Here is a 24,582-nt window from a genome sequence, read left to right on the forward strand (position 1 = left end):
AGATAATGGAAAAAGAGAATATTGCAGTAGGTCTAGATATTGGGACAACTAAAATAGTTGCCATGATAGGCAAGAAGAATGAATATGGGAAACTAGAAATTTTAGGTGTAGGTAAATCTAAAAGTTTAGGTGTGGCTAGAGGTGTGGTAAATAACATCACTCAAACCATACAATCAATACAGCAAGCGATTCAAGAAGCCGAAAATAATTCAGGCTATAAAATAAAAGATGTAGTGGTAGGAATTGCGGGACAACACATCCGTAGTATACAACATACAGATTACATTAGCAGAAGCAATCCCGAAGAAGTAATTGGCGGGAATGACATTCAGCTTTTGATTGACCAAGTAAATAAATTGGCAATGTTACCTGGCGAAGAAATTATACATGTTTTGCCACAGGAATTTAAAATTGACGGACAATCCGAAATCAAAGAGCCCATAGGGATGTATGGCGGAAGATTAGAGTCAAGTTTTCATGTTGTAGTAGGACAAGCCTCATCCATCCGTAATGTAGGCAGATGTATTCAAAGTTCTGGAATCGAATTGTCAGGATTGACCTTGGAGCCATTGGCCTCAGCTGATGCGGTATTGAGTCAGGAAGAAAAAGAAGCTGGAGTTGCGCTTATCGATATAGGTGGCGGAACAACAGATTTGGCTATTTTCAAAGATGGTATTATTCGTCACACAGCGGTAATTCCTTTTGGAGGAAATGTGATTACAGATGATATCAAAGAAGGATGTTCGATCATTGAAAAGCAGGCTGAATTATTGAAAGTGAAATTTGGATCAGCTTGGCCAGGAGAAAATAAAGACAACGAGATTGTTTCTATTCCAGGATTAAGAGGTAGAGAGCCAAAAGAGATTTCTTTGAAAAATCTATCTAAAATAATCCATGCTCGTGTTGTGGAAATAGTAGATCAGGTGTTCACTGAAGTGAAAGCTTACGGACACGAAGATCCACGTAAAAAACTGATTGCAGGAATTGTACTTACTGGTGGTGGTGCGCAATTGAAACACATCAAACAGTTAGTGGAATATATTACAGGAATGGATACGAGAATAGGATATCCAAACGAACATTTAGCCGGGAATTCAGATGAGGAAATTTCAAGTCCTTTGTATGCAACAGCAGTTGGATTAGTAATGAAAAGCATTGAAAATAAAACACAGAGCGCGGTAAGAATGGATGCCATTGAACAACCGAAAGCTCCTCCGGCATACAGACAAGCAGTTGTTCAAAGTCCGGTGATCAATGAAGTTTTTGAGAAAGAGGAAGACGAAGAGGATCAAAACTCAAATGAGAAACATAATTCTACCGTAAACAGGATACAAAGAAATTTCTTTGACCGTTATGTGGATAAGATTAAGGATTTCTTAGATAATGCAGAATAGGGCAGTGCCCAGAAAAACACAATAATTAATAATAAATATCAAAAACCAAATAAAATGATGAGCAACTCAGAATTTGGAAGTATTTCATTTGATTTACCAAAGAACCAATCAAATGTAATCAAAGTTATTGGTGTAGGTGGAGGCGGAAGTAACGCCATAAATCACATGTTTAAACAAGGAATAAAAGGTGTAGATTTCATCGTATGTAATACGGATTCTCAGGCCTTACAAAGTAGTTCGGTGCCTAATAAAATTCAGTTAGGAGTGCATTTAACAGAAGGACTGGGTGCTGGAGCAAACCCAGATGTAGGACAGCAATCCGCTATTGAAAGTATTTCTGAGATTGAAAAAATGTTGGATAGAAATACTAAAATGGTATTCATCACTGCCGGAATGGGCGGTGGTACTGGAACTGGAGCTGCACCGGTTATCGCACAATTGGCTAAAGAAAGAGACATTCTTACTGTAGGGATTGTGACATTACCTTTCTTGTTTGAAGGGAAAGTGCGTCAGGAACAAGCGTTAATTGGTATTGAAAAATTACGCAAACAAGTCGACTCTTTAATTGTTATCAATAACAATAAATTAAGAGAAGTGTATGGAAATCTTGGTTTCAAAGCTGGATTTTCAAAAGCGGATGAAGTTTTAGCAACAGCCTCAAGAGGTATTGCCGAAGTAATCACACATCACTATACTCAAAATATCGATTTAAGAGATGCCAAAACAGTATTGTTTAATAGTGGAACTGCTATTATGGGATCTTCTGTTTCTTCTGGTGAAAATAGAGCTAAGGAAGCCATTGTTGCGGCTTTAGATTCTCCTTTGTTAAATGATAATAAAATTACTGGTGCCAAAAACGTATTGTTGCTTATCGTTTCTGGAACTAATGAAATTACAATTGACGAAATTGGAGAAATCAATGATCATATTCAAGTTGAAGCAGGTCATAATGCAAATATTATTATGGGGGTTGGTGAAGACGAATCACTTGGAGATGCTATTGCAGTAACCATTATTGCGACAGGTTTTGATATTGAACAACAAAATGAAATCGTAAATACAGAGCCTAAAAAAATTATACACACGTTAGAAGATGAGCAAAGAAGTGTTCATAATCTAAGTAATAAAACGGTTACAGCCTTTGATTTAAATACAGAATCTTCAGCTTCTAATTCAAATGAAAGAGTAGTTTTCGATTTATTAGAAGATACAGTTGTTGCTCCAGAGCCAGTGGTTACAGCACCAACAATAAATAAAGAGGAATTGATGGTTATGTCTGAATTTATTAAAAATTTAGATGTTACTTTCGAAATCGTTTCTCCTATCACTGATATTGATTTCACAATCACATCTCCAGTAGCAGAAGTAAAGGCTGTACAGCCAAAAGTTATCGAAAGACAAAAACAAACAACGTTCTCCTTTGATTTGCCACTTTTCAAAGCAGAACCGGTAGCGAAAGTTGAAGAAAGCAAAGTTATGTTTGAATTAACGAGTGAAACTCGCGATATCAAAGTAAATGAAGCAGTTCAATTTGTTCCCGTAACAGAATTGACTGATAACGGAATTATTAAATATTCGCTTGAAGAGTATATGGAACCGGAGCATGATTTCATGGCTAAGCCAGTTGCTAAAACTCCAGAAGTTGTTATTCCAGCAGAATTAAACATCACAATGAAGCAAGTGGACAAGTCAGTACATACACCTGTTGACTTTGACGCTATTTCTCCAACAGAAATGACAATCGAAGAATCATTGCGTATGAGAGCCGATGAAAGAAGAAAAAAATTAAAAGAATTCAATTATAAGTTTCATAACAATGTTTCTAAAATTGATGAATATGAAAAAGAGCCAGCTTATAAAAGATTGGGAATAGATATTTCAAACAATCAAGCCAATAATACAAACTCGAGAATTTCTGTAGGAACAGACAGCAATAACGATTTACAATTGCGTTCTAACAACTCGTATTTACATGACAACGTAGATTAACTAACTCAAACCAAAATGAGGTAGCCCGAAAATTAAATTAATTTTCGGGTTATTTTTTTGTTATTGCGAGGAGTTGGTGCAACTATTAGAACGACGAAGCAATCTCTTGTTGTTAATTACAGTAAATTTCTTTAAATTTGCAGGGCCTTAATCCAGCTGTCGTTGCAAGCTTTTTGTCAAAAATGTTTTTTTCTACTCCCTTAAAAGAGCTTCTAAAGTCGCTTTTTAAGGACATGAAAAAATTCATTTTCTCCTACAAAGGCTTTACACTACCATCTAGGGCATTTAAAAAGAATCGCTTTCAAAAATAATATTTCAACAATCGATTAAACGAATAATCGATTAACCAAATTAACTATAAAGAATATGAGTTTATCAGTACAAATCATGGACGAAATAAAAACCGCCATGAGAGCCAAAGATACCGTTGCCTTAGAAGCTTTAAGAGCTATCAAATCTGAAATCTTATTAGCACAAACGGCTACAGGATCTAAAGAAGAAATAACGGAAGACGATGAAGTTAAATTGCTTCAAAGATTAGTGAAAACTCGTAAAGAAAGTGCTCGAATTTTTACGGAACAAAACCGTTTGGATTTAGCGGAACCAGAATTGGCTCAAATTGCAGTAATTGAAAAATTCTTACCGGCACAATTAAGCGAAGCAGAAGTAGAAGCTGTGATTGCAAAAATTATTGCAGAAACGGGTGCATCAGGAATTGCTTCAATGGGAAAAGTGATGGGATTAGCTGCTGCACAATTAGGTGGAACTGCCGAAGGAAAAACAATTTCTACACTAGTTAAAAAACTATTAGTTTAGACTACTTAGACTTTTAGATAATTAGAATAAATCTAAAAATCTAAAATAAAATGGCTGCGTAGTTCAACTGGATAGAATATCAGATTTCGACTCTGAGGGTTGCAGGTTCGAACCCTGTCGCGGCCACAAAAACCAATGAAAATGTTTCAAAAAATCAAGTTTACTTGAATCTTTTGGGGCATTTTTCATTTTAAAACAGTTGTAAAATATGTCATTGAAAATTTTTATTTCAATACTTTTTGGAACATTATTTCTCCTGCTTTTAATTTTTAGAGTAGTTGAACCAGCTTATATTTTGCTATTTAATAAACCACTTTATATCCATTGGTATCCTTTCTCTAAAAAATTAAAACCAAGTCAACGCCAAATTTTAGTCAACGAGTTTTTGTTTTATAAAAGACTTTCTTCTAAAAGGAAAATATATTTTGAACATCGGGTAAATGCGTTTATTGCTAAATATGAGTTTATAGGAAAAGAAACCCTCATTACGGAACAAATGAAAATGCTGATTGCGGGAACGTATGTGATGCTGACTTTTGGGATGAGAAATTATCTGGTTACGCTATTCAATAAAATAATAATTTATCCTTCCAGTTATTTTTCTACAGTGAATCAAGCGTATCATAAAGGAGAATTTAATCCCAGAATGAAAGCGGTAGTTTTTTCGTGGGATGATTTTTTGTTGGGACATTTAACCTCAAATGACAATATTAATCTAGGTTTACATGAGTTTTCTCATGTGTTGCATTTTCATTGCTTAAGGAGTAATGATCCAAGTGCCATTATCTTTTTTGATGAATTTAATGAAGTCATAAAATATTACAGCGATCCTGCTTTGAATAACGAGTTAACTCGAACAGATTATTTTAGATTGTATGCTTATGAAAATCAATTTGAATTTTTATCGGTTATCTTGGAGCATTTTTATGAGACACCCCATGTTTTTAAAATGGAGCATCCGGAACTATACGCACACATTTCAAGAATGATTAATTTCAAAGAAGAATATTTAAAATAAAAATGGCGCTTTATGCGCCATTTTTTGTTTTCTAGAAGTTTGTTAGTTTCTTTAAATCTTGTATTGTTTGGGTTGGATTTTCGGCTTTGAAAACAAAACTTCCAGCTACAAGAACATCGGCTCCGGCTTCTACTAATTGTTTTGCATTTTTATTGGTTACACCACCGTCAATTTCAATGATTGTAGTTGCTCCTTTTTTAGTGATTAAAGCTTTTAGCTTTTCAATTTTAGCATAGGTGTTTTCTATAAAAGATTGTCCTCCAAAACCTGGATTCACACTCATGATACACACTAAATCAATGTCGTTGATTACATCTTCCAGTAAGTCAATATTAGTATGCGGATTAATGGCAACTCCAGCCTTCATCCCTTCGGCTTTGATGGCTTGTAGCGTTCTATGAAGGTGCGTGCAAGCTTCATAGTGTACACTTAGAATATTAGCGCCTAACTCGGCAAAAGTTTTAATGTAACGATCCGGATCTACAATCATCAAGTGTACGTCAATTGTTTTTTTTGCATGTCGGTTGATGGCTTCCAGAACTGGCATACCATAAGAAATATTTGGAACAAAAACGCCATCCATGATATCAATATGAAACCAATCGGCTTCACTGTTGTTGATCATTTCGATATCGCGTTGCAGATTGCCAAAATCGGCAGCTAGCACTGATGGTGCAATAAGTGTATTCTTCATTGTGTAGTTGTTGTGTAGAAGTGCATTGCAGTGCGTCTTTACAGTTTGTATTGTTTGTGTAAAAGTAGTTTTTTTAGAGCAATTGCAGAAAGTTTTTTAGAGAAGGGATAACTCGCGAGTTGTTCGTACAGTGCGTAAGGGATAGAGGCGATATCCTCGAAGTGTAACGGAGAGATAAAGCCGAAAGCCCGACCCGAAGTTTTTACGGAGGGTTACGCCTTATTAGTGAAAAGTGAAAAGTGAAAAGTGAAAAGTGAAAAATTTCAGATTAAAAAATAAAACTCCGGAAACCCAAGGGCGTAGTTCGAACTGACCGGAGTTTGCTGAAAAAGCAAAACTCCGGTAATCAGCCGGAGTTTCAATCATCAATCAAAAAACGAACAGTTAATCAGACCGTCGTTACTTATTAGTCGAAAGCCGAAAGTCAAAAATCATACTGTTGTGGAACGTTATGATTTTTGACTTTATGGCATTTGACTGTTTTATCCTAAATAGGTTTTTAGTATTTTGCTTCTTGAAGTGTGTTTTAATCTTCGGATTGCTTTTTCCTTGATTTGACGCACACGCTCACGAGTCAGGTCGAAAGTTTCTCCGATTTCCTCTAATGTCATTGGGTGTTGATCGCCAAGACCAAAGTATAGACGAACTACATCAGCTTCTCTTGGAGTCAATGTTTCTAAGGAACGCTCGATTTCAGTACGCAATGATTCGTGGATTAATTCTCTGTCTGGATTTGGTGATTCACCTGAACGTAAAACGTCATAAAGGTTAGAATCTTCTCCTTCTACAAGAGGCGCATCCATTGATAAGTGACGACCAGAGTTTTTCATGCTCTCTTTTACGTCATTCACAGTCATGTCAAGTTCTTTTGCAATTTCCTCAGCAGATGGTGGACGCTCGTTAGATTGCTCTAATAAGGCATACATTTTGTTGATTTTATTGATAGAACCAATTTTGTTCAAAGGCAAACGAACGATACGGGATTGTTCTGCCAATGCTTGTAAGATTGATTGACGAATCCACCAAACGGCATACGAAATGAATTTGAAACCACGTGTTTCATCAAAACGTTGTGCTGCTTTTATCAATCCTAAATTTCCTTCGTTAATCAAATCGGGAAGTGTTAACCCTTGATTTTGATATTGTTTTGCTACCGAAACCACGAAACGTAAATTGGCTTTTGTCAATTTCTCTAATGCTTTCTGGTCACCGGCTTTAATCTTTTGTGCTAATTCTACCTCTTCGTCAGCGGTAATAAGGTCAACTTTTCCAATTTCTTGTAAATACTTGTCTAATGAAGCAGTTTCACGATTGGTTACCTGCTTGGTGATTTTTAGTTGTCTCATGTTTTTTTTGTCTCCTCAATTTTTAAGTGTACAAATGGTTATACGTGTGTAGTATCAAAAAAGTTACAATAGTTTCTAAAATAATTTAAATAAAAACGAAAATCCCGTTTCAAATACATGAAACGGGATTTTCTATAAATAAACCTTTAGTAAACTAAGATCTGATTACTCTTTTTTCTCCTCACGTGGAGGTCTTGCCATTAATGCTTTTCTAGATACTTTCTCTTTACGAGTTTTAGGATCCAAACCAAGATACTTAATCATGAATACATCACCCATGTTTACTACATCGGCAACATTTTCTGTTCTTTCCCAAGCTAATTCAGAAACGTGAAGTAAAACTTCGTTTCCTGGAGCATCAAGGTATTCTACAACTGCACCAAAATCTAGCATTTTGATTACTTTCACTTCATACGCTTCTCCCATTAGCGGTTTGAAGGTAATGGATTGGATTTTAGCCAATACTGCTTCAATTCCGGCAGGATCTGTTCCAAGAATTTCGATAACTCCTTGTTCGTTAACTTCGTTAATTACGATAGTTGTTCCTGTAGCTTTTTGTAATTCTTGAATTACTTTTCCACCAGGTCCGATCAACGCACCAATAAAGTTACCAGGAATTGTTCTTGTGATAATTTTTGGAGCATACGTTTTAACATCTGCTTTTGGAGTTGCTAACGTATCTGTTAGAATTCCAAGAATGTGCAAACGACCATCTCTGGCTTGAGCCAAAGCAGCTTCCATAATCTCGTATTTCAATCCATCAATTTTGATGTCCATTTGACAAGCTGTAATACCTTCAGTAGTTCCAGTTACTTTAAAGTCCATATCTCCCAAGTGATCTTCGTCACCAAGAATGTCTGATAAAACAGCAAAACGATCACCGTCAGTAATCAATCCCATTGCAATTCCAGAAACGGGACGTATCATTTGAATTCCAGCATCCATTAATGATAATGTTGCAGCACAAACCGTTGCCATAGAAGAAGAACCGTTAGATTCTAATACTTCAGAAACGACACGAATTGTATAAGGACAATCTGAAGGAATCATGTTTTTCAAAGCACGTTGTGCTAAGTTTCCGTGACCAACTTCTCTTCTGGAAGTTCCTCTTAAAGGACGAGCTTCTCCTGTAGAAAATGGGGGGAAATTATAATGCAAATAGAATTTTTCTTCTCCTTGTTGAGATGGTGAATCAATTTGGTTTGCTTCTCTGGAAGTTCCCAAAGTAGCTGTTGCCAAAGCTTGAGTTTCTCCGCGTGTAAACAATGCCGAACCGTGAACTGATGGTAAATAATCTATTTCACACCAGATAGGTCTGATCTCAGTAGTTTTTCTTCCGTCAAGACGTGTTCCTAAATCTAGTGTTACATTACGAACGGCTTCTTTGTTGACTTTGTAGAAATATTTCCCTACTAAGTCTCCGTTTTCTGCCAATTCTTCTTCTGTAAAGGAAGCTTTTACTTCTTCTTTTACTTCTGCAAATGCAGCAGTTCGCTCTTGTTTAGAAGATCCGATTTTTGCAATATCATAAATTTTATCATAAGCAGCTGCTTTTACTCTAGTGTAAATAGCATCGTCAGATTTTTCAGTTTCGTAGGTACGAACTTCTTTTTTTCCAAATGCTGCTACCAATCTTTCTTGGGCTGCAATTTGAACTTTGATGTGTTCGTGAGCAAATTTAATGGCTTCAACCATTTCTGCTTCTGAAATTTCTTTCATTTCACCTTCTACCATTGCGATAGAATCTGTTGAAGCACCAATCATCATGTCGATATCAGATAACTCTAATTGTGCACGACTTGGATTGATAATAAATTTACCGTCAATACGACCTACACGAGCTTCAGAAATTAAAGTTTCGAAAGGAATGTCAGATAATGCTAATGCTGCCGAAGCGGCTAATCCTGCTAATGCGTCAGGCATAACGTCGTCATCATGAGACATTAATTGAATCATTACTTGTACTTCAGCATGATAATCATCTGGGAAAAGTGGACGCAATACACGGTCAACTAATCTCATTGTTAAAACTTCGTTATCGCTTGGACGAGCTTCTCTTTTGAAAAAACCACCAGGAAAACGTCCTGCTGCAGCAAATTTTTCACGATAATCTACCGTAAGTGGTAAAAAGTCGATGCCTGGAGTTGCTTTTCTTGAAGATACTACTGTTCCTAAAATAACAGTTTTGCCTATTCTTACTACTACAGCACCGTCAGCTTGTTTGGCTAAACGTCCTGTCTCGATTGAGATGCTTCTGCCATCTCCTAAATCGATGTTTTCTACAAATAATTGTGGAATCATAATTTTAATTCTCTTTAGATTAAACAATGGGTTTTAGTTGTGTTGTAGTTGTTGTTTTGCGTAGTTAATGCCTAAAACCCAATGAAAAACCAAACTTTTTTATTATTGTATATAAAAACAAAAAGAGGCACTTTCGCACCTCTTTTATATTGATTATTTTCTGATATTCAATACTTTGATAATTTCACGGTATCTGTTGATTTCTGTTTTCTTCAAGTAATCCAACAAAGATCTTCTTTTCCCTACTAGCAATACTAATGAGCGCTCTGTGTTATAATCATGACGATTTTTTTTCAAGTGCTCTGTTAAATGGCTAATTCTGAAAGTGAACAAAGCAATTTGAGCTTCTGATTTTCCAGTGTTTGTTTTTTCTCCGTGTTTAGCGAAGATTTCTTCTTTAATCTCTTTAGTTAAATACATTCCAATATTTGTTTAATGATTTTTATGTATGTCATACAGCTATTGTAAGACGGGTGCAAAAGTAGAAAATAATTATCAATTATTAATTATGAATTGTAAAATATTTTAAATCTTAGTACAATTTCGCAATTTCTTCATTCACAAACTCGAGGAACTTTTCATCCTCTTTAGTGAATGGATCTATGACATGGCTGTCAATATCAATTTGTCCTATGTTTTCTCCGTTTACAAAAAGCGGCACTACGATCTCTGATTTTACAGTAAAACTACAAGCAATATAATTATCTTGCGCTGCAACGTCAGGAACTACAAAGTTTTCATTAGAAACGGCCACTTGTCCGCAAATTCCTTTTCCAAAAGGGATTACCGTATGATCTGTTTCTGCTCCTACATAAGGCCCTAAGTGTAATGTTTTGGATTCGTGGTTAGCAAAATAAAATCCAACCCAATTATAATAGTCAACGGAGTTACTAAGAAGCTCACAAATAGACAAGAGCTTTTCGTCTCTTGACTGCGTTGTATTTAAAGTGATTTCGGTTACTTTTGGTTGTAATTCTTGAAATGTCATGTTTTTATTTTTTATTTATGCAAAAGTATTTAAAGCCAGTTTTAAAAATTACATAAATTTGTTAAAAAATAGATTTTGAAAAAATATTTTATTCTCTACAAACCGTTTTTGCTTTTTCTAGCGACCTTTTTTTTGAGTTATATAGTGCTGACTTTTTTGTATCAGCGCTATCTTAATGGTTTTGAAGAAAATAAAATAGATTCGATTACCAGAATGGTGAGTAAAAATACGGAGCAAGTGTTGCGATTGTTTGATGATGGATCTTCAATTGAAGAAAGTCCTGCGCATCCTTATATAAAGTTGTTTTATAATCAGAAATACGTTGCCAGAATTGTGGAAGGCTGTAATGCAATTAGTGTAATTATTTTATTTATTTCATTTGTAGTCGCTTTTTCAGGGAAACTACAAGCGACGCTGCTTTTTATTTTTGGCGGAAGCCTGCTTATTTATGTGTTGAATATTTTGAGGATTGCGGCTCTAAGTGCACTTATTTTTTATTTTCCAAAACAAGAACTATTTTTACACGGAGTCCTTTTTCCTCTGTATATTTATGGTGTAGTTTTTATTTTGTGGTTAATTTGGGTTCGTAAATTTTCAAGATATGCTTCAAAAGATAGTAAATAACAAACTAAGATTTATACAGTTCCTTTTTTTGGTTGTATTATTAGCACTTGTTCGCGCTTTTGAAAATCAGTTGTTTTACGATCCTTTTCTGGATTTTTTCAAAAAAGATTTTACTAGGTTACCGTTGCCAAGTTTTAATTCAACCCAATTGTTTTTAGGATTATTGTTCCGTTACACCATAAATACTGCTATTTCATTGGGTATTATTTATGTCATTTTCAAGGATGTTGCAATGGTTAAATTTGCTTTCGTCCTGTATTATTTTTTCTTTATGATTTTAATTGTTGCTTTTTTCTACATTGTCTACTTCGCACAGGAGCACAGTAATTGGATTCTGTTTTATGTTCGCAGATTTTTGATTCAGCCTATTTTTGTCTTGCTATTTGTACCAGGATTTTATTATCAAAAACAAAATAAATAGTCTTTTTTATTTATCTTTAATGTTGATTTAAGTGTTTGTTTATCAAATTAATAAGGTATGAATATCATTAAGCATTCTGGGGATATTGTCGAATTTAATTCTGATAAACTCAAAAAATCACTTTTAAAATCGGGAGCAACTGTTATTGCGGTAGACAACATACTTTATACTATAAAAAAACAAATGTATGAGGGTATTTCTACGAAGCAAATTTACAAAATGGCTTTTTCATTATTGAAAAAAACGGCCAATTCTCATGCAGCGCGTTATAATTTAAGAGAAGCGATACGATTGTTAGGTCCTGCAGGTTTCTTTTTTGAAAAATACATTGCCCGTCTATTTGCTTCGGAACAGTATCAAACGGTAACAAATATGACCTTGCAAGGCAAATGTGTGCTGCATGAAATTGATGTTTTAGTAAAGAAGAATGAGCAAATTTCCATGGTTGAATGTAAATACCATGTGGGTAGAGACGCTGCTTCGGATGTGAAAGTTCCCATGTATATTTTGTCTCGTTTCAATGATTTGAAGGAAAGACAACATGCTATTTTTGAAAAAAAAGATGTCATTTCAAATTGTTGGATCGTCACAAATAACAGGTTTACAACAGATGCTGTCGATTTTGCAAAATGCTCCGGTTTGAGTTTGTTAAGTTGGAATTATCCTGAAGATAATAATCTGAAGACGAAAAATGACACGCATTATCTTTATCCAGTAACTTGCTTAACCACGTTGTCAATAGCCGAAAAAGATAAGTTATTGATATTAGACGTGATTTTGGTAAAAGAAATTATAAACCATTCTGATTGCTTGAAGAAAATAGGATTAAGTCCAAACCGGATAAAAAATGTATTAAAAGAAGCAACGGAATTATGCAGTTATATTTTGAATAATATTGGATTATTTAATTTAAATTCATAACAAATGAAAGTTAAATTTATTGGAGCAGCAGGTACAGTGACTGGTTCTAAAACATTGATTGATAGCAATGGGATTCAGATTTTGATAGACTGTGGATTATTTCAAGGGATAAAACCTTTGCGGGAACTCAATTGGGAGCCTTTGCCTGTTTTGCCTTCCACGATAGACTTTGTTTTGCTGACTCATGGTCATTTAGACCATTGCGGTTGGTTGCCAAGATTGGTGAACCAGGGCTTCAAAGGCAAAATTTATTGCACCAGTCCCACAAAAGAGATTACTAAACTCATTCTTTTAGATAGCGCTAAAATTCAGGAGGAAGAAGCTAAAAATGCAAATGAAGGAAAATATTCGAAACATAAAAATGCCGAACCACTTTATACGGTAGAACAGGCTGAAAAAGTTTTTCCGTTTTTTAGAGTAATTAAAACCAATGAACCTGTTCCCTTAGATGCCCAGATTGAAGCGGTTTATACGAATGCGGGACATATTCTGGGTGCGTGCAGTATTGCAGTGACACTTGAAAATAAAACCTTAGTTTTTTCTGGAGACATTGGTCGTGATGACGATGTGTTGATGTATCCGCCAACTAAACCCAAAAAGGCCGATTATGTTTTTCTTGAAAGTACTTATGGTGATCGACTGCATCCTCATACGGATACCAAATTAGAACTCGAAACGTACATTAACAATACCGTTGAGAAAGGCGGAACGATTATTATTCCGAGTTTTGCCGTAGAGCGTGCGCAAACCATCATGTACTTGTTGTGGCAACTCAGGAAAGAAGAGAGAATCCCTAATATTCCCTATATTATTGATACTCCAATGGGAATTAATGCACTGACTATTTTTTCGAATAATAAAAAATGGCATAAGTTATCGCTGGAAGAATGTGCTGAAATGAGTAAAATGTTTTCATTGGTTTCTGATTATCAGGAAACAATTGAAGTGATTTTTGATGAACAGCCTAAAGTGGTGATTGCGGCAAGCGGAATGGTAACCGGAGGAAGAGTGTTGAGCTATCTTGAACATTATATTGGTCTTCCGGAAACTACAGTTATCATTGTAGGATATCAAGCCGAAGGAACACGCGGAAGAAAATTACTGGAAGGCGCAAAAGAAATTAAAATTCACGGTCGCTATTATGCTGTAAAAGCAAATATTCTGGAAATTCAAGGTTTGTCAGCGCATGGCGATCAAAAAGATTTACTTAACTGGTTGTCAGAATTGGAACATAAACCAACGAGAGTTTTTCTCGTTCATGGAGAAAATCAGCCGATGGATGAACTTCGGATAAAAATTCAGGAGGAATATGGTTTTAATTGTAAAATTCCTTTAATGGGACAAGAATTTGAATTGTAAATTCTTCAGGACTTTGACTTTTTGAAATGATAAAATCACTAATTTTGTACTGTGAAATTTAACAAACATATAAGTTTACTTCTGGCTTTTTTCATATTGGTTTCCAATGTGGGATTAGCATTTAATGTTCGTTATTGTGGTAATGAGATTACTTCGGTTACTCTTAAAACGCCTGTTGAGGACCAAAAATTAGAAAAAGATTGTTGTGGGGTTGTTGAAAAAAAATCACATTGTTGCAAAGACAAAGAGGTTAAATTTCAAAAGAAAACAGATGATTTAATTCAAAAAACAGTTTCTTTTCATCCCGATTTTATATTTTCAATAGAGGAATGGAATCCTGTTGTTTTTGTAATCAATTCAAATTTTAAAAACATCCCGTTTACTTCCTATTATTGCGATGCAAATGCACCGCCTTTTTTTAAATTATACCACCAATATATTCTCTACGCATAGTTTTAATGTTTAATAAAACTTGAATCACACCTTTGTGATTTTATATTTTTCTAACATTAAAAATCAATCATGCAAAAACAAATTTCAATACTTTTAGTGTTCTTCTTTTGCGCTTTTAATTCTTATTCGCAAGATACTTTGCAGGAGATAAAAGTAAAAGGCAACAGTAAAAGTTTAAAAAAATCATATAGCCTGACGGCTAATACTACAACGCTGACAAGCAAAGAATTACTCAAAGCTGCTTGTTGTAATCTGGCAGAAAGTTTTGAAACCAATCCTTCAATCGACGTCAATTTTTCGGATGCTTTGACGGGAACGAAACAAATAAAAATGCTAGGATTAACGAGTCCTTATTTGATGATTACTGAGGAAAATATCCCTTCAGTACGTGGTGCTTCTCAAGCCTATGGATTGTCATTCACGCCGGGAACTTGGGTCGAAAGTATTCAAATTACTAAAGGTGCCGGAAGTGTAGTTAATGGTTTCGAAAGTATTTCGGGACAAATCAATACCGAACTAATAAAGCCCATCAGCGATATTCCATTTTTTCTTAATGTCTATGGTTCTACAGATTCTCGATTTGAATTAAACACGCATTTCAATACGAAAATTTCCGAGAAATGGAGCAGTAGTTTGTTTGTTCACGGAAATACCAGAGTTTCAAAAAACGACATGAATGACGATGGTTTTCTGGACAATCCATTGGCAAAGCAAATCAATGTTTTAAACCGTTGGCAATATACCAATGCTGAAAAAGGGTGGGTGAGTTTTATCAATTTTCGGTATATGAATGATAAAAAACAGACTGGAGAATTAAATTTTGACCCAGATAGAGATAAGGGAACGACGAATTATTGGGGCTCCGAAATCAATACGGAACGTTTTGATGTTTCCACTAAATTAGGGTATGTTTTTCCAGATATGCCGTATCAGAGTATTGGTTTTCAAAATGCTTTCAACAGCCATAATCAAAACTCTTATTTTGGATTAAATCAATATAATATTAAACAAAAAAGTTATTATTCGAACCTGATTTTCAATTCGATTATCAATAACACGAAACATAAATTTTCAACGGGTCTGAACTTTACCTATGATAAATACGGTGAGTTTGTCAATGTGAATGATTACAGCAGAATTGATAATTCGGTAGGCGCTTTTTTCGAATATACCTATGATAACACGGATAACTTTAGCGTAGTTCTTGGCGGTAGAATAGACAATCATAATCGTTTGGGGACTTTTGCTACACCAAGATTGCATGTGCGGTACAATCCTTGGGAGAAAGGTGTTTTGCGATTTTCAGCTGGAAGAGGGAAGCGAAGCGCCAATGTTTTTGCCGAAAATCAACAGCTTTTGGCAAGTTCAAGAACTTTTGAATTTTTAGATACCAATGGAAAAATATACGGTTTGAATCCTGAAATTGCATGGAATTATGGGCTGAGTTTTATGCAGGGTTTTTTGCTTTTTGGTAAAAGTGCTGACGTTGGTTTTGATTTCTACAGAACCGATTTTCAAAATCAGGCAGTTGTTGATGTGATGCAGAGTCCGCAACAGGTTTTGTTTTACAACTTAAATGGGAAATCCTATGCGAATAGTTTGCAAGTAGAGTTTAATTATGAATTAGCTAAACATTTTAATTTAAGAACAGCCTATAAATACTATGATATCCAAACGGATTATTTATCAGGAACTTATCAAAGGCCATTGCAGGCAAAACATCGTTTCTTTGGAAATTTAGGATATGAAACTCATATTTTAGACAAGGGAAAACAATGGAAGTTTGATTACACTTTCAACTGGCTTGGAAAACAACAATTACCCAATACATCAACAAATCCAGAAGAAGATAGACTGCCTGAATTTTCGCCTTCATTTTCTGTGATGAATATACAGGTTACACGAACTTTTTCTCCTACTTTTGAAATGTATATTGGCGGGGAAAATATTGGAAATTATAAGCAAGATAATGTTATCCTGGGCAATGAAAACCCTTTTGGACCTACTTTTGATGCGTCAATAGTTTATGGTCCAGTTTTTGGACAGATGTATTATGCAGGTTTACGTTTTAAAATTAAATAGTCTTAAAAAATTAAAAGGATGAAAAATATAATAGTAGTAGTGTTATTGACATTTGTTGGATTTACAGTTCAGGCTCAAGAAGCGAAAAATAAGAACGCTAAGGTTGAATTTAATGTGAGCGGGAATTGTGAAATGTGTGAAAAGCGAATTGAAAAAGCGGCATTGAGTGTTTCGGGGGTGAAATCTGCCGATTGGCACATGGATTGCGGTACTTTATATTTAATTATAAACGAGCAGAAAACGGATGTGCCTACCATTCAAAAAGCGATTGCAAAAGTAGGTCACGATACTGATGAAGTCAAGGCATTAAAGGAAAGTTATGATAGTTTGCATACTTGTTGTCAATATGAGCGAAAATAATTTTAAAGAAAACCAACGTGAAAGTGTTGGTTTTTTATATGCTAGATTTTAAAGATTGTTAAAGTGATGTTGTGGTTGTTAATAGTGAAAAATCGGTTTCATATAGGACTAAAATCAGGTTTGTTAAAAACAACTCTTGATGGTAAGCATTGTAAAGTTAATTTGGTTAATTTAAATAGTTAATTAAACTTTAAAATAGTATCATAAATTGTGGTTAAGATATATTATCCGTACTTTCACGCACGAATAATTTTAGCATAAAAAACCTAAGAATGAACGATTTTGATTGGAAGAATTTAATTGACCCACTTTTTTATATTCATTTTGATGTTAATGGGATTAAACTGGGGATTTATATAGTTTTATTTATAGTTTTTGCAGAAACGGGTCTCTTTGCTGGGTTCTTTTTACCAGGAGATAGTTTGTTGTTTTTGGCGGGAATTTACAGTCGGGAATTAATCGAGAATATTTTATTCATTGATAATGATTTTATAAATGTTGTACTTCTATCAACACTGGTTGCTTTGTCAGGGATTTTAGGAAATGTTGTAGGATACTGGTTCGGTTCAAAAAGTGGATACTATTTGTACAACAAGGAAGATAGTTTTTGGTTTAAGAAAAAGTACTTGGTTCAGTCAAAAGATTTTTTTGAAAAATACGGGGGAAAAGCAATCATCTTTGCACGATTCCTGCCAATATTAAGAACATTTGCTCCTATTGTAGCTGGAATTGTATCGATGGATAAACAAAAATTCATGTTTTATAATGTTCTAAGTTCATTTATCTGGTCTTTCACATTAATTTTTGCAGGACATTATTTATATGGTTTTTTACTTGAAAATTATCAGATCGATTTGAAAAAGCACATCGAATTAATTGTTTTGATTTTAGTTGGAATTACTGTTTTACCTGTAATTTATAAGTTCAGCAGAAAACCAAAAAATCAAGAGTAAAATAAACCTCCTTACAGTAATTCACAAAAAAACCGTCCCGATTTATATCGGGACGGTTTTTTTTAGGACTAGACTTGGATTGATATTACATCATTCCTGGCATACCTCCACCCATTGGGTTTCCGCCACCATTATCTTCTTTAATATCAATCAAAGCACATTCAGTAGTCAATATCATTCCGGCAACCGAAGCTGCGTTTTCTAATGCCACACGCGTTACTTTCTTTGGGTCAATAATACCTGCCTTAAGCATGTCAACGTATTCGTCAGTTTTAGCATTGTAACCAAAATCACCTGAACCTTCGGCAACTTTTGCAACAACAACTGAACCTTCAAGACCTGCGTTTTCAACAATAGTTCTCAATGGAGATTCTACTGCACGAGATACAATTTGAATACCTGTAGCTTCATCAGCATTATCAGCTTTAATAGCACTAAGTGCATTTTTAGCTCTCAATAAAGCAACACCACCACCGGCAACAATTCCTTCTTCAACAGCAGCACGTGTTGCGTGAAGGGCATCATCAACTCTGTCTTTTTTCTCTTTCATTTCTACTTCAGAAGCAGCACCTACATAAAGTACAGCAACTCCACCAGCTAATTTAGCCAAACGTTCTTGCAGTTTTTCTTTGTCATAATCAGAAGTTGTCGCTTCCATTTGACCTTTGATTTGGTTAACACGATTTTTGATGATATCAGCTTCGCCAGCACCACTTACAATTGTTGTATTGTCTTTATCGATAGTCACTTTTTTAGCAGTTCCTAACATTTCGATAGTTGTGTTCTCTAGAGTGTACCCTCTTTCTTCTGAAATTACAGTCCCTCCAGTTAAGATAGCAATATCTTCAAGCATTGCTTTTCTTCTGTCGCCAAAACCAGGTGCTTTTACTGCAGCGATTTTCAAGGCTCCGCGTAATTTATTTACTACCAATGTAGATAATGCTTCACCATCAACATCTTCAGCAATAATCAATAAAGGTTTTCCAGATTGAGCAACTGGCTCCAAAACTGGTAATAATTCTTTTAATGAAGAAACTTTTTTGTCATATAAAAGGATGTAAGGATTTTCCAATTCTACTTCCATTTTTTCTGAATTGGTAACAAAATAAGGCGAAAGATAGCCTCTATCAAATTGCATCCCTTCCACAACATCAACGTAAGTATCTGTTCCTTTAGCCTCTTCAACAGTGATCACACCTTCTTTTCCAACTTTTGCGAAAGCAGCAGCGATTAACTCACCAATTACTTCGTCATTATTAGCAGAAATGGAAGCAATTTGTTTGATTTTTTCAGAATCACTTCCAACAACTTTAGCTTGTTTTGCTAAGTCAGCTACAATAGCTTCAACTGCTTTGTCGATACCACGTTTCAAATCCATTGGATTTGCTCCCGCAGCAACATTTTTCAATCCTTCTTTTACGATAGCTTGTGCCAAAACAGTTGCAGTTGTAGTTCCGTCTCCAGCTAAATCATTAGTTTTAGACGCTACTTCTTTTACCATTTGCGCACCCATATTTTCCAAAGGGTCTTTTAATTCAATTTCTTTTGCAACAGTAACACCATCTTTTGTAACTGTTGGTCCGCCAAAAGCTTTTCCAATAATTACATTACGACCTTTTGGCCCAAGAGTTACTTTTACTGCATTTGCCAAAGCATCAACACCACGTTTTAATCCGTCACGTGCTTCAATATCAAATTTTATATCTTTTGCCATTTTAATTTATTTATTAATTCGTTTATTTGTTAATTCGATTATATTATTGCTAAAATATCGTCTTCACGCATGATTAAATAATCTTTTCCTTCCAGTTTTAATTCTGTACCAGCGTATTTTCCATAAAGTACAGAATCGCCAATTTTCACAGTCATTGTGTGATCTTTTGTTCCGTTTCCAACAGCAACAACAGTTCCTTTTTGTGGTTTCTCTTTTGCTGTATCTGGAATAAAAATACCTGAAGCAGTTTTTGTTTCAGCTGCAACGGGTTCGATAAGAACTCTGTCTGAAAGTGGTTTAATGTTTAAAGCCATGATTTTATTTTTATATTATTATTATTATTACGGTTATGAAGATTTCAGAAATTGTGCCAGCCTATTGAAACTGACATAATTTCTTATAAAAAATGCCAGCTTTGACAGGCTGGCATTTAGAATATGGTGTAATAATTTATTCTGCTGGATTTGTTGCAGCAGGTGTGTTTTGAGCAGGAGCAACTGGCATGTTTGTAGCAGGTGCTGCACTTCCTGTGTTTTCAATGATTTTAGAATCAGTATCACTTAACGTTCCCGTAAAGCTTAAGCTAGAAAGCAATATAAGTGCAATTAATATAGTTGCCAATGTCCAAGTACTTTTGTCTAAAAAATCAGTTGTTTTTTGTACTCCACCTAACATTTGAGAACCTCCTATTGTAGATGATAATCCGCCCCCTTTAGGGTTTTGAACCATGATAACCACGATTAACAGAAAACAAACTATAGTTATTAAAACTAAAAAAATTGAAAATGTGCTCATTGTTTAATTATTATTATGTTGTAAAATCTTAATATCCGATATGCGGTCTGCAAAGAAACTACTTTTTTCTGGATATTTCAAAATTAATATTTCATAAGCTTGAATCGCTTTTTGATATTTTTTTTGTTCCAAATAGACCCTGGCTAAAGTTTCTGTCATCAAGAAAGAATTGTCAGTTGCATTTAAGTCAAAAGTAGCGGTGGAAGCAACTCCATGTTTTACCGGAGAAATCTTTGGACTCGCTTCGATAAATTTATTTATTAATTCTAATTTTTTTCTTTTATCGTCATCTATTACAGGAATTGATAGTGTAATAGCATTCTCTTTTTCTCTTTCGATAGGCTCAGTACGGGAAAGTTGAAGCCATTCTTGAAAGGAATGTTGTTCGCTTTTAGAGAAATCTAAAGGTTCCCCAATTGCCAGTTTCTCCTCGGTGGTTTTTGAAGGATCTTCAACCTCAATTATTGATGCTTTTTTTATGGATGTGAGTATGGATCTTTCTAAAGGATTTATTTTGGAGTCTGTTTTTTCTTCAGCACCAATAATTTCACTGTCAATTACTTTTATATCCAGAATTTCTAATGCTTTTTTATCGTAAAGACCTTTTTGAATCGAAGTGAACGTATCCGAAGTAATGAAATCAAATAAAATAGATCGATCGGTTGAATGTGCTGCAGTAATTTTTAAAGCAGAATTGTATTTAAAACTGTTTTGATTGTAAAGACCTTTTAATTGAATCGCTCTGGCACTTTGAAAATAAGGAAACTCAACGAGTACTTTTTCCAAAGCTTCCGTTTGCTTCTCATGGATAGCATCAGGTTTATTAATCAAATAAGTATAATCGGTTACGTTCATTTTTTGAGTGTTCAATGTTCAGTAATCAGTGTTTAATAATCAGTGTGCAGTTTTTGGTGTAGCTAACTGAATACTAAAAACGGCAAACTAAATACTTTTTTATTACCATTTTGCAAGAGACTCATTAAAGATGTCTTGTGTTATTCTTTCAAAAATTTCCTCTAAAGCGCTATTTAAAGTTGCCCCTGTCAATTGTTGTTCCGCAGGATAATCGTAGAAAAAAGTAAATGGTTTTTCAAAATCATCAGTTTCTTTATTTTTATTGGTAAACCGAACATTCACTCGAATAGTTAATCGGTTCTGAGCTGCTCGCTGATCTGCAGTTGCTGTCATTGGACTTATCCTATAATCCACAATTTCTCCTTCGTAAGTCAAATCAGCACCAGTTTTGACCAAGTTTAAATTGGTTTGATTCTGGATTAAATCCTGAAGTTCTAATGTGAATGTTCTATCAATACCAGGCTCAATCAATTCAGCATTATTCTGAAAAAATCCAACTTGAAATGTTTCGGCATCAATTTTACCCGTTCCAGTAAAGTTGTAAACCGAGCAACTATTGATGCTCACTATAATTATTGAAAGAAGAATTAGTTTTATATGTTTCATTTTCTATTTTAAAAAATTGCTTCCGAGTTCGCTAAAGCTTGGGGCAAAGATATTCATTTTGAATTTAAGCATTGGTGTCTTCGTATTTTTTGGGTAAAAACTACAAGTCAAATTGCTTAATTTTTCTATATAAAGTCCTTTCAGAAATGCCTAGTTCATCTGCTGCTGCTTTTCGTTTTCCTTTATTTTTCTCTAATGATTTCTTAATCATTTCGATTTCTTTTTGTTCTAAACGCAACGTTTCTTCTTCTTCGATTGTTTCTGCAAAAAGATAATTATCATCATGCTCTTGATACAACTCTTCATTGTTTTTAGATGTGATTAAGGCTGATCTTGGTTCTTCTTCAAAATCGATTTCACTGTCATTTTCTTTCGAACCATATATTTTTTTTATCAAATGCTGATTGGTTTCCTGTACTTTGGACACGCCATTTTGAATCAATTCTAACGTTAGTTTTTTTAAATCGTTTAAGTCACTTTTCATGTCAAAAAGTACTTTGTATAAAATTTCCCTTTCGGTACTAAAATCACTTTCGCTTTTCTTATCCTTTATAACAGATGGTAAATTGTTTCCCAGAACTGGCAGATACGATTGTAAAGTGACCGCAGATATATCCCGATTCGTTTCTAAAACAGAGATTTGTTCGGCTACATTTCGCAATTGTCGAATATTACCGCTCCAACGAAATTTCTGTAATAATTGGATAGCGTTTTCATCCAGTTTTAAAGGGGGCATTTTATATTTATGGGCAAAATCGGCAACGAATTTTCTGAATAACAAATGAATGTCATCTTTTCGATCGCGTAAAGGGGGCAAAGTTATGTCCACCGTACTTAACCGATAATATAAATCCTCGCGGAATTTCCCTTTTTCTATAGCATCAAATAAATTGACATTCGTAGCCGCAACGATACGTACGTCTGTTTTCTGTACGTGGGAAGAACCTACTTTTATAAACTCACCATTTTCAAGAACACGTAACAAACGCACTTGAGTGGTAAGCGGTAATTCACCTACTTCATCCAGAAAAATAGTTCCTCCGTCAGCGACTTCAAAATAACCTTCACGGGTATTGGTTGCGCCAGTAAAAGCCCCTTTTTCATGTCCAAAAAGTTCACTGTCAATCGTTCCTTCTGGAATGGCTCCACAGTTTACGGCAATGTATTTTCCGTGTTTTCTATGCGAAAGCGAATGAATGATTCTTGGAATATTTTCTTTTCCCACACCGCTTTCTCCCGCTACTAAAACGGTAATGTCAGTAGGAGCTACCTGAATGGCTTTTTCTATGGCACGATTAAGCTTCGGATCATTCCCGATAATCTCAAATCGTTGTTTTATAGCTTGAACTGATTCCATACTTTATTTTTTTTAAAGTTTTCTTTGTTTGAGATTTAAAGTTATTTAGGCAACTTTAAATCTTAAATTTTAAACTTTTTTTAATTCATTTCACTCAAGCCCACTGCTTCTCCTTTCAAAGTTCCGCTGGTGCAAGAAGTAATTCTCACATTCACAAAATCTCCAACTTTGTAATTCTCTTTCGGGAAAACCACGGTGATACTTTGTGAGTTTCTTCCAGAAAATTCTTCCGTTGATTTTTTTGAAATTTTTTCTACCAAAACCTCTACGGTTTGACCAATGAATTCTTCACTGCGGAACCAAGCGTGTTTTTGTTGTAAATCGACAATTTCCTGCAATCTTTTTGCCTTGATATCTTCGGTTACATCATCTTCCATTTTTCTTCCTGCCAAAGTTCCCGGACGTTCGGAATACGAATACATATAACCAAAATTATACTTCACATATTCCATCAAGCTCATCGTGTCTTGATGATCTTGTTCGGTTTCTGTTGGAAAACCAGCAATCATATCTTGCGAAATGGAGCCATTCGGAATAATAGTTCTGATTTTGTCAATCAAAGTCATGTATTCTTCACGCGTGTGCAAACGGTTCATTTCTTTCAAAATTCTATTGCTTCCAGATTGAACCGGCAAGTGAATGTGTTTGCAAATATTAGGATGTTTTGCAATTACATGTAAAACACTTTCATGCATATCTTGCGGATTTGATGTCGAAAATCGAATGCGCATTTTAGGAAAACCAACGGCTACCATTTCTAGTAATTGGTCAAAATCAACTGCTGTTGCTTTTTGCATTTCGGTCGCATTCTCAAAATCTTTTTTCAATCCGCCGCCGTACCAAAGGAAACTATCCACGTTTTGTCCTAAAAGTGTAATTTCCTTAAAACCTTTGTCCCACAAATCCTGAATTTCTTTCATGATACTTTGTGGTTCACGGCTGCGTTCGCGTCCGCGGGTAAAAGGAACTACGCAAAACGTACACATATTATCACAGCCACGGGTAATAGAAACCAAAGCCGTAATTCCGTTGCTCATCAATCGCACAGGTGAAATATCACCATAAGTCTCATCTTTCGACAAAATCACGTTAATCGCATCGCGTCCTTCTTCCACTTCTTGCAAAAGGTTAGGTAAATCTTTATACGCATCAGGACCCACAACGAGGTCTACAATTTTCTCTTCTTCGAGGAATTGACTTTTCAAACGCTCGGCCATACAGCCTAAAACGCCTACTTTCATTTTTGGATTAATGCGTTTCACGGCATTGTATTTTTCCAAACGTTTGCGAATCGTCTGCTCCGCTTTGTCCCGAATAGAACAGGTATTTACCAAAACCAAATCGGCTTCCTCCAGCACTTGTGTGGTATTATATCCGTTTCCAGATAAAATAGAAGCTACGATTTCACTATCCGAAAAATTCATCGCACAGCCATAACTTTCTATAAATAATTTTTTGGTATTCTCGGGTTTATGTTCTAGAACAAGACTTTCGCCTTGTTTACTTTCTTCAATAATCTTTTCCATCCTATGTTTT

24 protein-coding genes and 1 tRNA gene are annotated in these 24,582 nt (G+C 35.0%); 13 read left to right on the plus strand and 12 right to left on the minus strand.

Features of this window, described 5'->3' with window-relative positions; translation table 11 throughout:
- Positions 1-5 precede the first annotated feature (5 nt).
- From ftsA to ACNQGD_RS01940, 5 genes are all read left to right on the plus strand, one after another.
- Positions 6-1,394: a cell division protein FtsA gene (gene ftsA / locus ACNQGD_RS01920; RefSeq protein WP_417993902.1), complete on the plus strand. Its 1,389-nt coding sequence runs from the start codon at positions 6-8 to the stop codon at positions 1,392-1,394.
- A gap of 54 nt (positions 1,395-1,448) precedes the next feature.
- Positions 1,449-3,383: a cell division protein FtsZ gene (gene ftsZ, locus ACNQGD_RS01925; protein WP_417998120.1), complete on the plus strand. Its 1,935-nt coding sequence runs from the start codon at positions 1,449-1,451 to the stop codon at positions 3,381-3,383.
- Between the two features lie 366 nt (positions 3,384-3,749).
- A complete protein-coding gene (locus tag ACNQGD_RS01930; RefSeq protein WP_417998121.1) occupies positions 3,750-4,199 on the plus strand; it encodes a GatB/YqeY domain-containing protein in 450 nt (149 codons plus the stop codon).
- Between the two features lie 52 nt (positions 4,200-4,251).
- Positions 4,252-4,325 (plus strand) — tRNA-Arg (locus ACNQGD_RS01935).
- Positions 4,326-4,407: 82 nt separating this feature from the next.
- A complete protein-coding gene (locus tag ACNQGD_RS01940; protein WP_417998122.1) occupies positions 4,408-5,217 on the plus strand; it encodes a zinc-dependent peptidase in 810 nt (269 codons plus the stop codon).
- A 31-nt stretch (positions 5,218-5,248) separates the two neighbouring features.
- On the opposite strand, the gene rpe is transcribed toward ACNQGD_RS01940, so the two are convergent.
- From rpe to ACNQGD_RS01965, 5 genes are all read right to left on the minus strand, one after another.
- Positions 5,249-5,911 carry a ribulose-phosphate 3-epimerase gene (gene rpe, locus ACNQGD_RS01945; RefSeq protein WP_131991917.1) on the minus strand — a complete coding sequence of 221 codons (663 nt, stop codon included), beginning with the start codon at positions 5,909-5,911 and terminating at the stop codon, positions 5,249-5,251.
- A 482-nt stretch (positions 5,912-6,393) separates the two neighbouring features.
- Positions 6,394-7,257, minus strand: a complete 864-nt coding sequence (locus ACNQGD_RS01950) for a sigma-70 family RNA polymerase sigma factor (RefSeq protein ID WP_007137700.1) — start codon at positions 7,255-7,257, stop codon at positions 6,394-6,396.
- A gap of 165 nt (positions 7,258-7,422) precedes the next feature.
- Complete coding sequence (locus tag ACNQGD_RS01955) at positions 7,423-9,558, minus strand: polyribonucleotide nucleotidyltransferase (protein ID WP_417993888.1); 2,136 nt, start codon at positions 9,556-9,558, stop codon at positions 7,423-7,425.
- A 153-nt stretch (positions 9,559-9,711) separates the two neighbouring features.
- Positions 9,712-9,978 (minus strand): 30S ribosomal protein S15, encoded by a 267-nt coding sequence (gene rpsO / locus ACNQGD_RS01960; protein WP_066079886.1) that lies wholly within the window; start codon positions 9,976-9,978, stop codon positions 9,712-9,714.
- 112 nt (positions 9,979-10,090) lie between these two features.
- Positions 10,091-10,546: a GAF domain-containing protein gene (locus tag ACNQGD_RS01965; protein ID WP_416844939.1), complete on the minus strand. Its 456-nt coding sequence runs from the start codon at positions 10,544-10,546 to the stop codon at positions 10,091-10,093.
- A gap of 75 nt (positions 10,547-10,621) precedes the next feature.
- Between ACNQGD_RS01965 and xrtF the strand changes: the two genes are divergently transcribed.
- The 8 genes from xrtF (at position 10,622) to ACNQGD_RS02005 (ending at position 17,719) form a co-directional block, all read left to right on the plus strand.
- Positions 10,622-11,170 carry an exosortase family protein XrtF gene (gene xrtF, locus ACNQGD_RS01970; RefSeq protein WP_417998123.1) on the plus strand — a complete coding sequence of 183 codons (549 nt, stop codon included), beginning with the start codon at positions 10,622-10,624 and terminating at the stop codon, positions 11,168-11,170.
- On the plus strand, positions 11,148-11,591 hold the full coding sequence (locus ACNQGD_RS01975) for an exosortase F system-associated membrane protein (protein WP_417998124.1): 444 nt from the start codon (positions 11,148-11,150) through the stop codon (positions 11,589-11,591). Before xrtF ends, ACNQGD_RS01975 begins: the two co-directional genes overlap by 23 nt.
- Positions 11,592-11,648: 57 nt before the next feature.
- A complete protein-coding gene (locus ACNQGD_RS01980) occupies positions 11,649-12,512 on the plus strand; it encodes an ATP cone domain-containing protein (protein ID WP_417996059.1) in 864 nt (287 codons plus the stop codon).
- Between the two features lie 3 nt (positions 12,513-12,515).
- On the plus strand, positions 12,516-13,871 hold the full coding sequence (locus tag ACNQGD_RS01985; RefSeq protein WP_417998125.1) for an MBL fold metallo-hydrolase: 1,356 nt from the start codon (positions 12,516-12,518) through the stop codon (positions 13,869-13,871).
- 51 nt (positions 13,872-13,922) lie between these two features.
- Complete coding sequence (locus tag ACNQGD_RS01990) at positions 13,923-14,324, plus strand: HYC_CC_PP family protein (protein WP_417996061.1); 402 nt, start codon at positions 13,923-13,925, stop codon at positions 14,322-14,324.
- Positions 14,325-14,393: 69 nt separating this feature from the next.
- Positions 14,394-16,406: a TonB-dependent receptor plug domain-containing protein gene (locus ACNQGD_RS01995; RefSeq protein WP_417998126.1), complete on the plus strand. Its 2,013-nt coding sequence runs from the start codon at positions 14,394-14,396 to the stop codon at positions 16,404-16,406.
- Between the two features lie 18 nt (positions 16,407-16,424).
- Positions 16,425-16,766 (plus strand): heavy-metal-associated domain-containing protein, encoded by a 342-nt coding sequence (locus tag ACNQGD_RS02000; RefSeq protein WP_417998127.1) that lies wholly within the window; start codon positions 16,425-16,427, stop codon positions 16,764-16,766.
- Between the two features lie 272 nt (positions 16,767-17,038).
- On the plus strand, positions 17,039-17,719 hold the full coding sequence (locus ACNQGD_RS02005) for a DedA family protein (protein WP_417993879.1): 681 nt from the start codon (positions 17,039-17,041) through the stop codon (positions 17,717-17,719).
- Between the two features lie 85 nt (positions 17,720-17,804).
- Here ACNQGD_RS02005 and groL read toward each other — a convergent pair whose 3' ends face one another.
- The 7 genes from groL to miaB form a co-directional block, all read right to left on the minus strand.
- Positions 17,805-19,433 (minus strand): chaperonin GroEL, encoded by a 1,629-nt coding sequence (groL, locus tag ACNQGD_RS02010; protein ID WP_417998128.1) that lies wholly within the window; start codon positions 19,431-19,433, stop codon positions 17,805-17,807.
- A 38-nt stretch (positions 19,434-19,471) separates the two neighbouring features.
- On the minus strand, positions 19,472-19,747 hold the full coding sequence (locus ACNQGD_RS02015) for a co-chaperone GroES (protein ID WP_035670228.1): 276 nt from the start codon (positions 19,745-19,747) through the stop codon (positions 19,472-19,474).
- Between the two features lie 136 nt (positions 19,748-19,883).
- The gene (secG, locus tag ACNQGD_RS02020; protein WP_417992508.1) at positions 19,884-20,228 is read right to left on the minus strand and encodes a preprotein translocase subunit SecG; all 345 of its coding nucleotides are present in this window, start codon (positions 20,226-20,228) and stop codon (positions 19,884-19,886) included.
- Between the two features lie 3 nt (positions 20,229-20,231).
- Complete coding sequence (locus ACNQGD_RS02025; protein ID WP_417998129.1) at positions 20,232-21,083, minus strand: tetratricopeptide repeat protein; 852 nt, start codon at positions 21,081-21,083, stop codon at positions 20,232-20,234.
- Positions 21,084-21,185: 102 nt separating this feature from the next.
- Complete coding sequence (locus ACNQGD_RS02030; RefSeq protein WP_417992510.1) at positions 21,186-21,689, minus strand: LptE family protein; 504 nt, start codon at positions 21,687-21,689, stop codon at positions 21,186-21,188.
- Between the two features lie 100 nt (positions 21,690-21,789).
- Positions 21,790-23,046 carry a sigma-54 interaction domain-containing protein gene (locus ACNQGD_RS02035; protein ID WP_417992511.1) on the minus strand — a complete coding sequence of 419 codons (1,257 nt, stop codon included), beginning with the start codon at positions 23,044-23,046 and terminating at the stop codon, positions 21,790-21,792.
- Positions 23,047-23,126: 80 nt separating this feature from the next.
- Entirely contained in the window at positions 23,127-24,572 is a 1,446-nt protein-coding gene (gene miaB, locus ACNQGD_RS02040; RefSeq protein WP_417998130.1) for a tRNA (N6-isopentenyl adenosine(37)-C2)-methylthiotransferase MiaB, read from the minus strand.
- Positions 24,573-24,582 lie beyond the last annotated feature (10 nt).

Source organism: Flavobacterium glucosi, from assembly GCF_048286535.1.
Lineage (GTDB): Bacteria > Bacteroidota > Bacteroidia > Flavobacteriales > Flavobacteriaceae > Flavobacterium.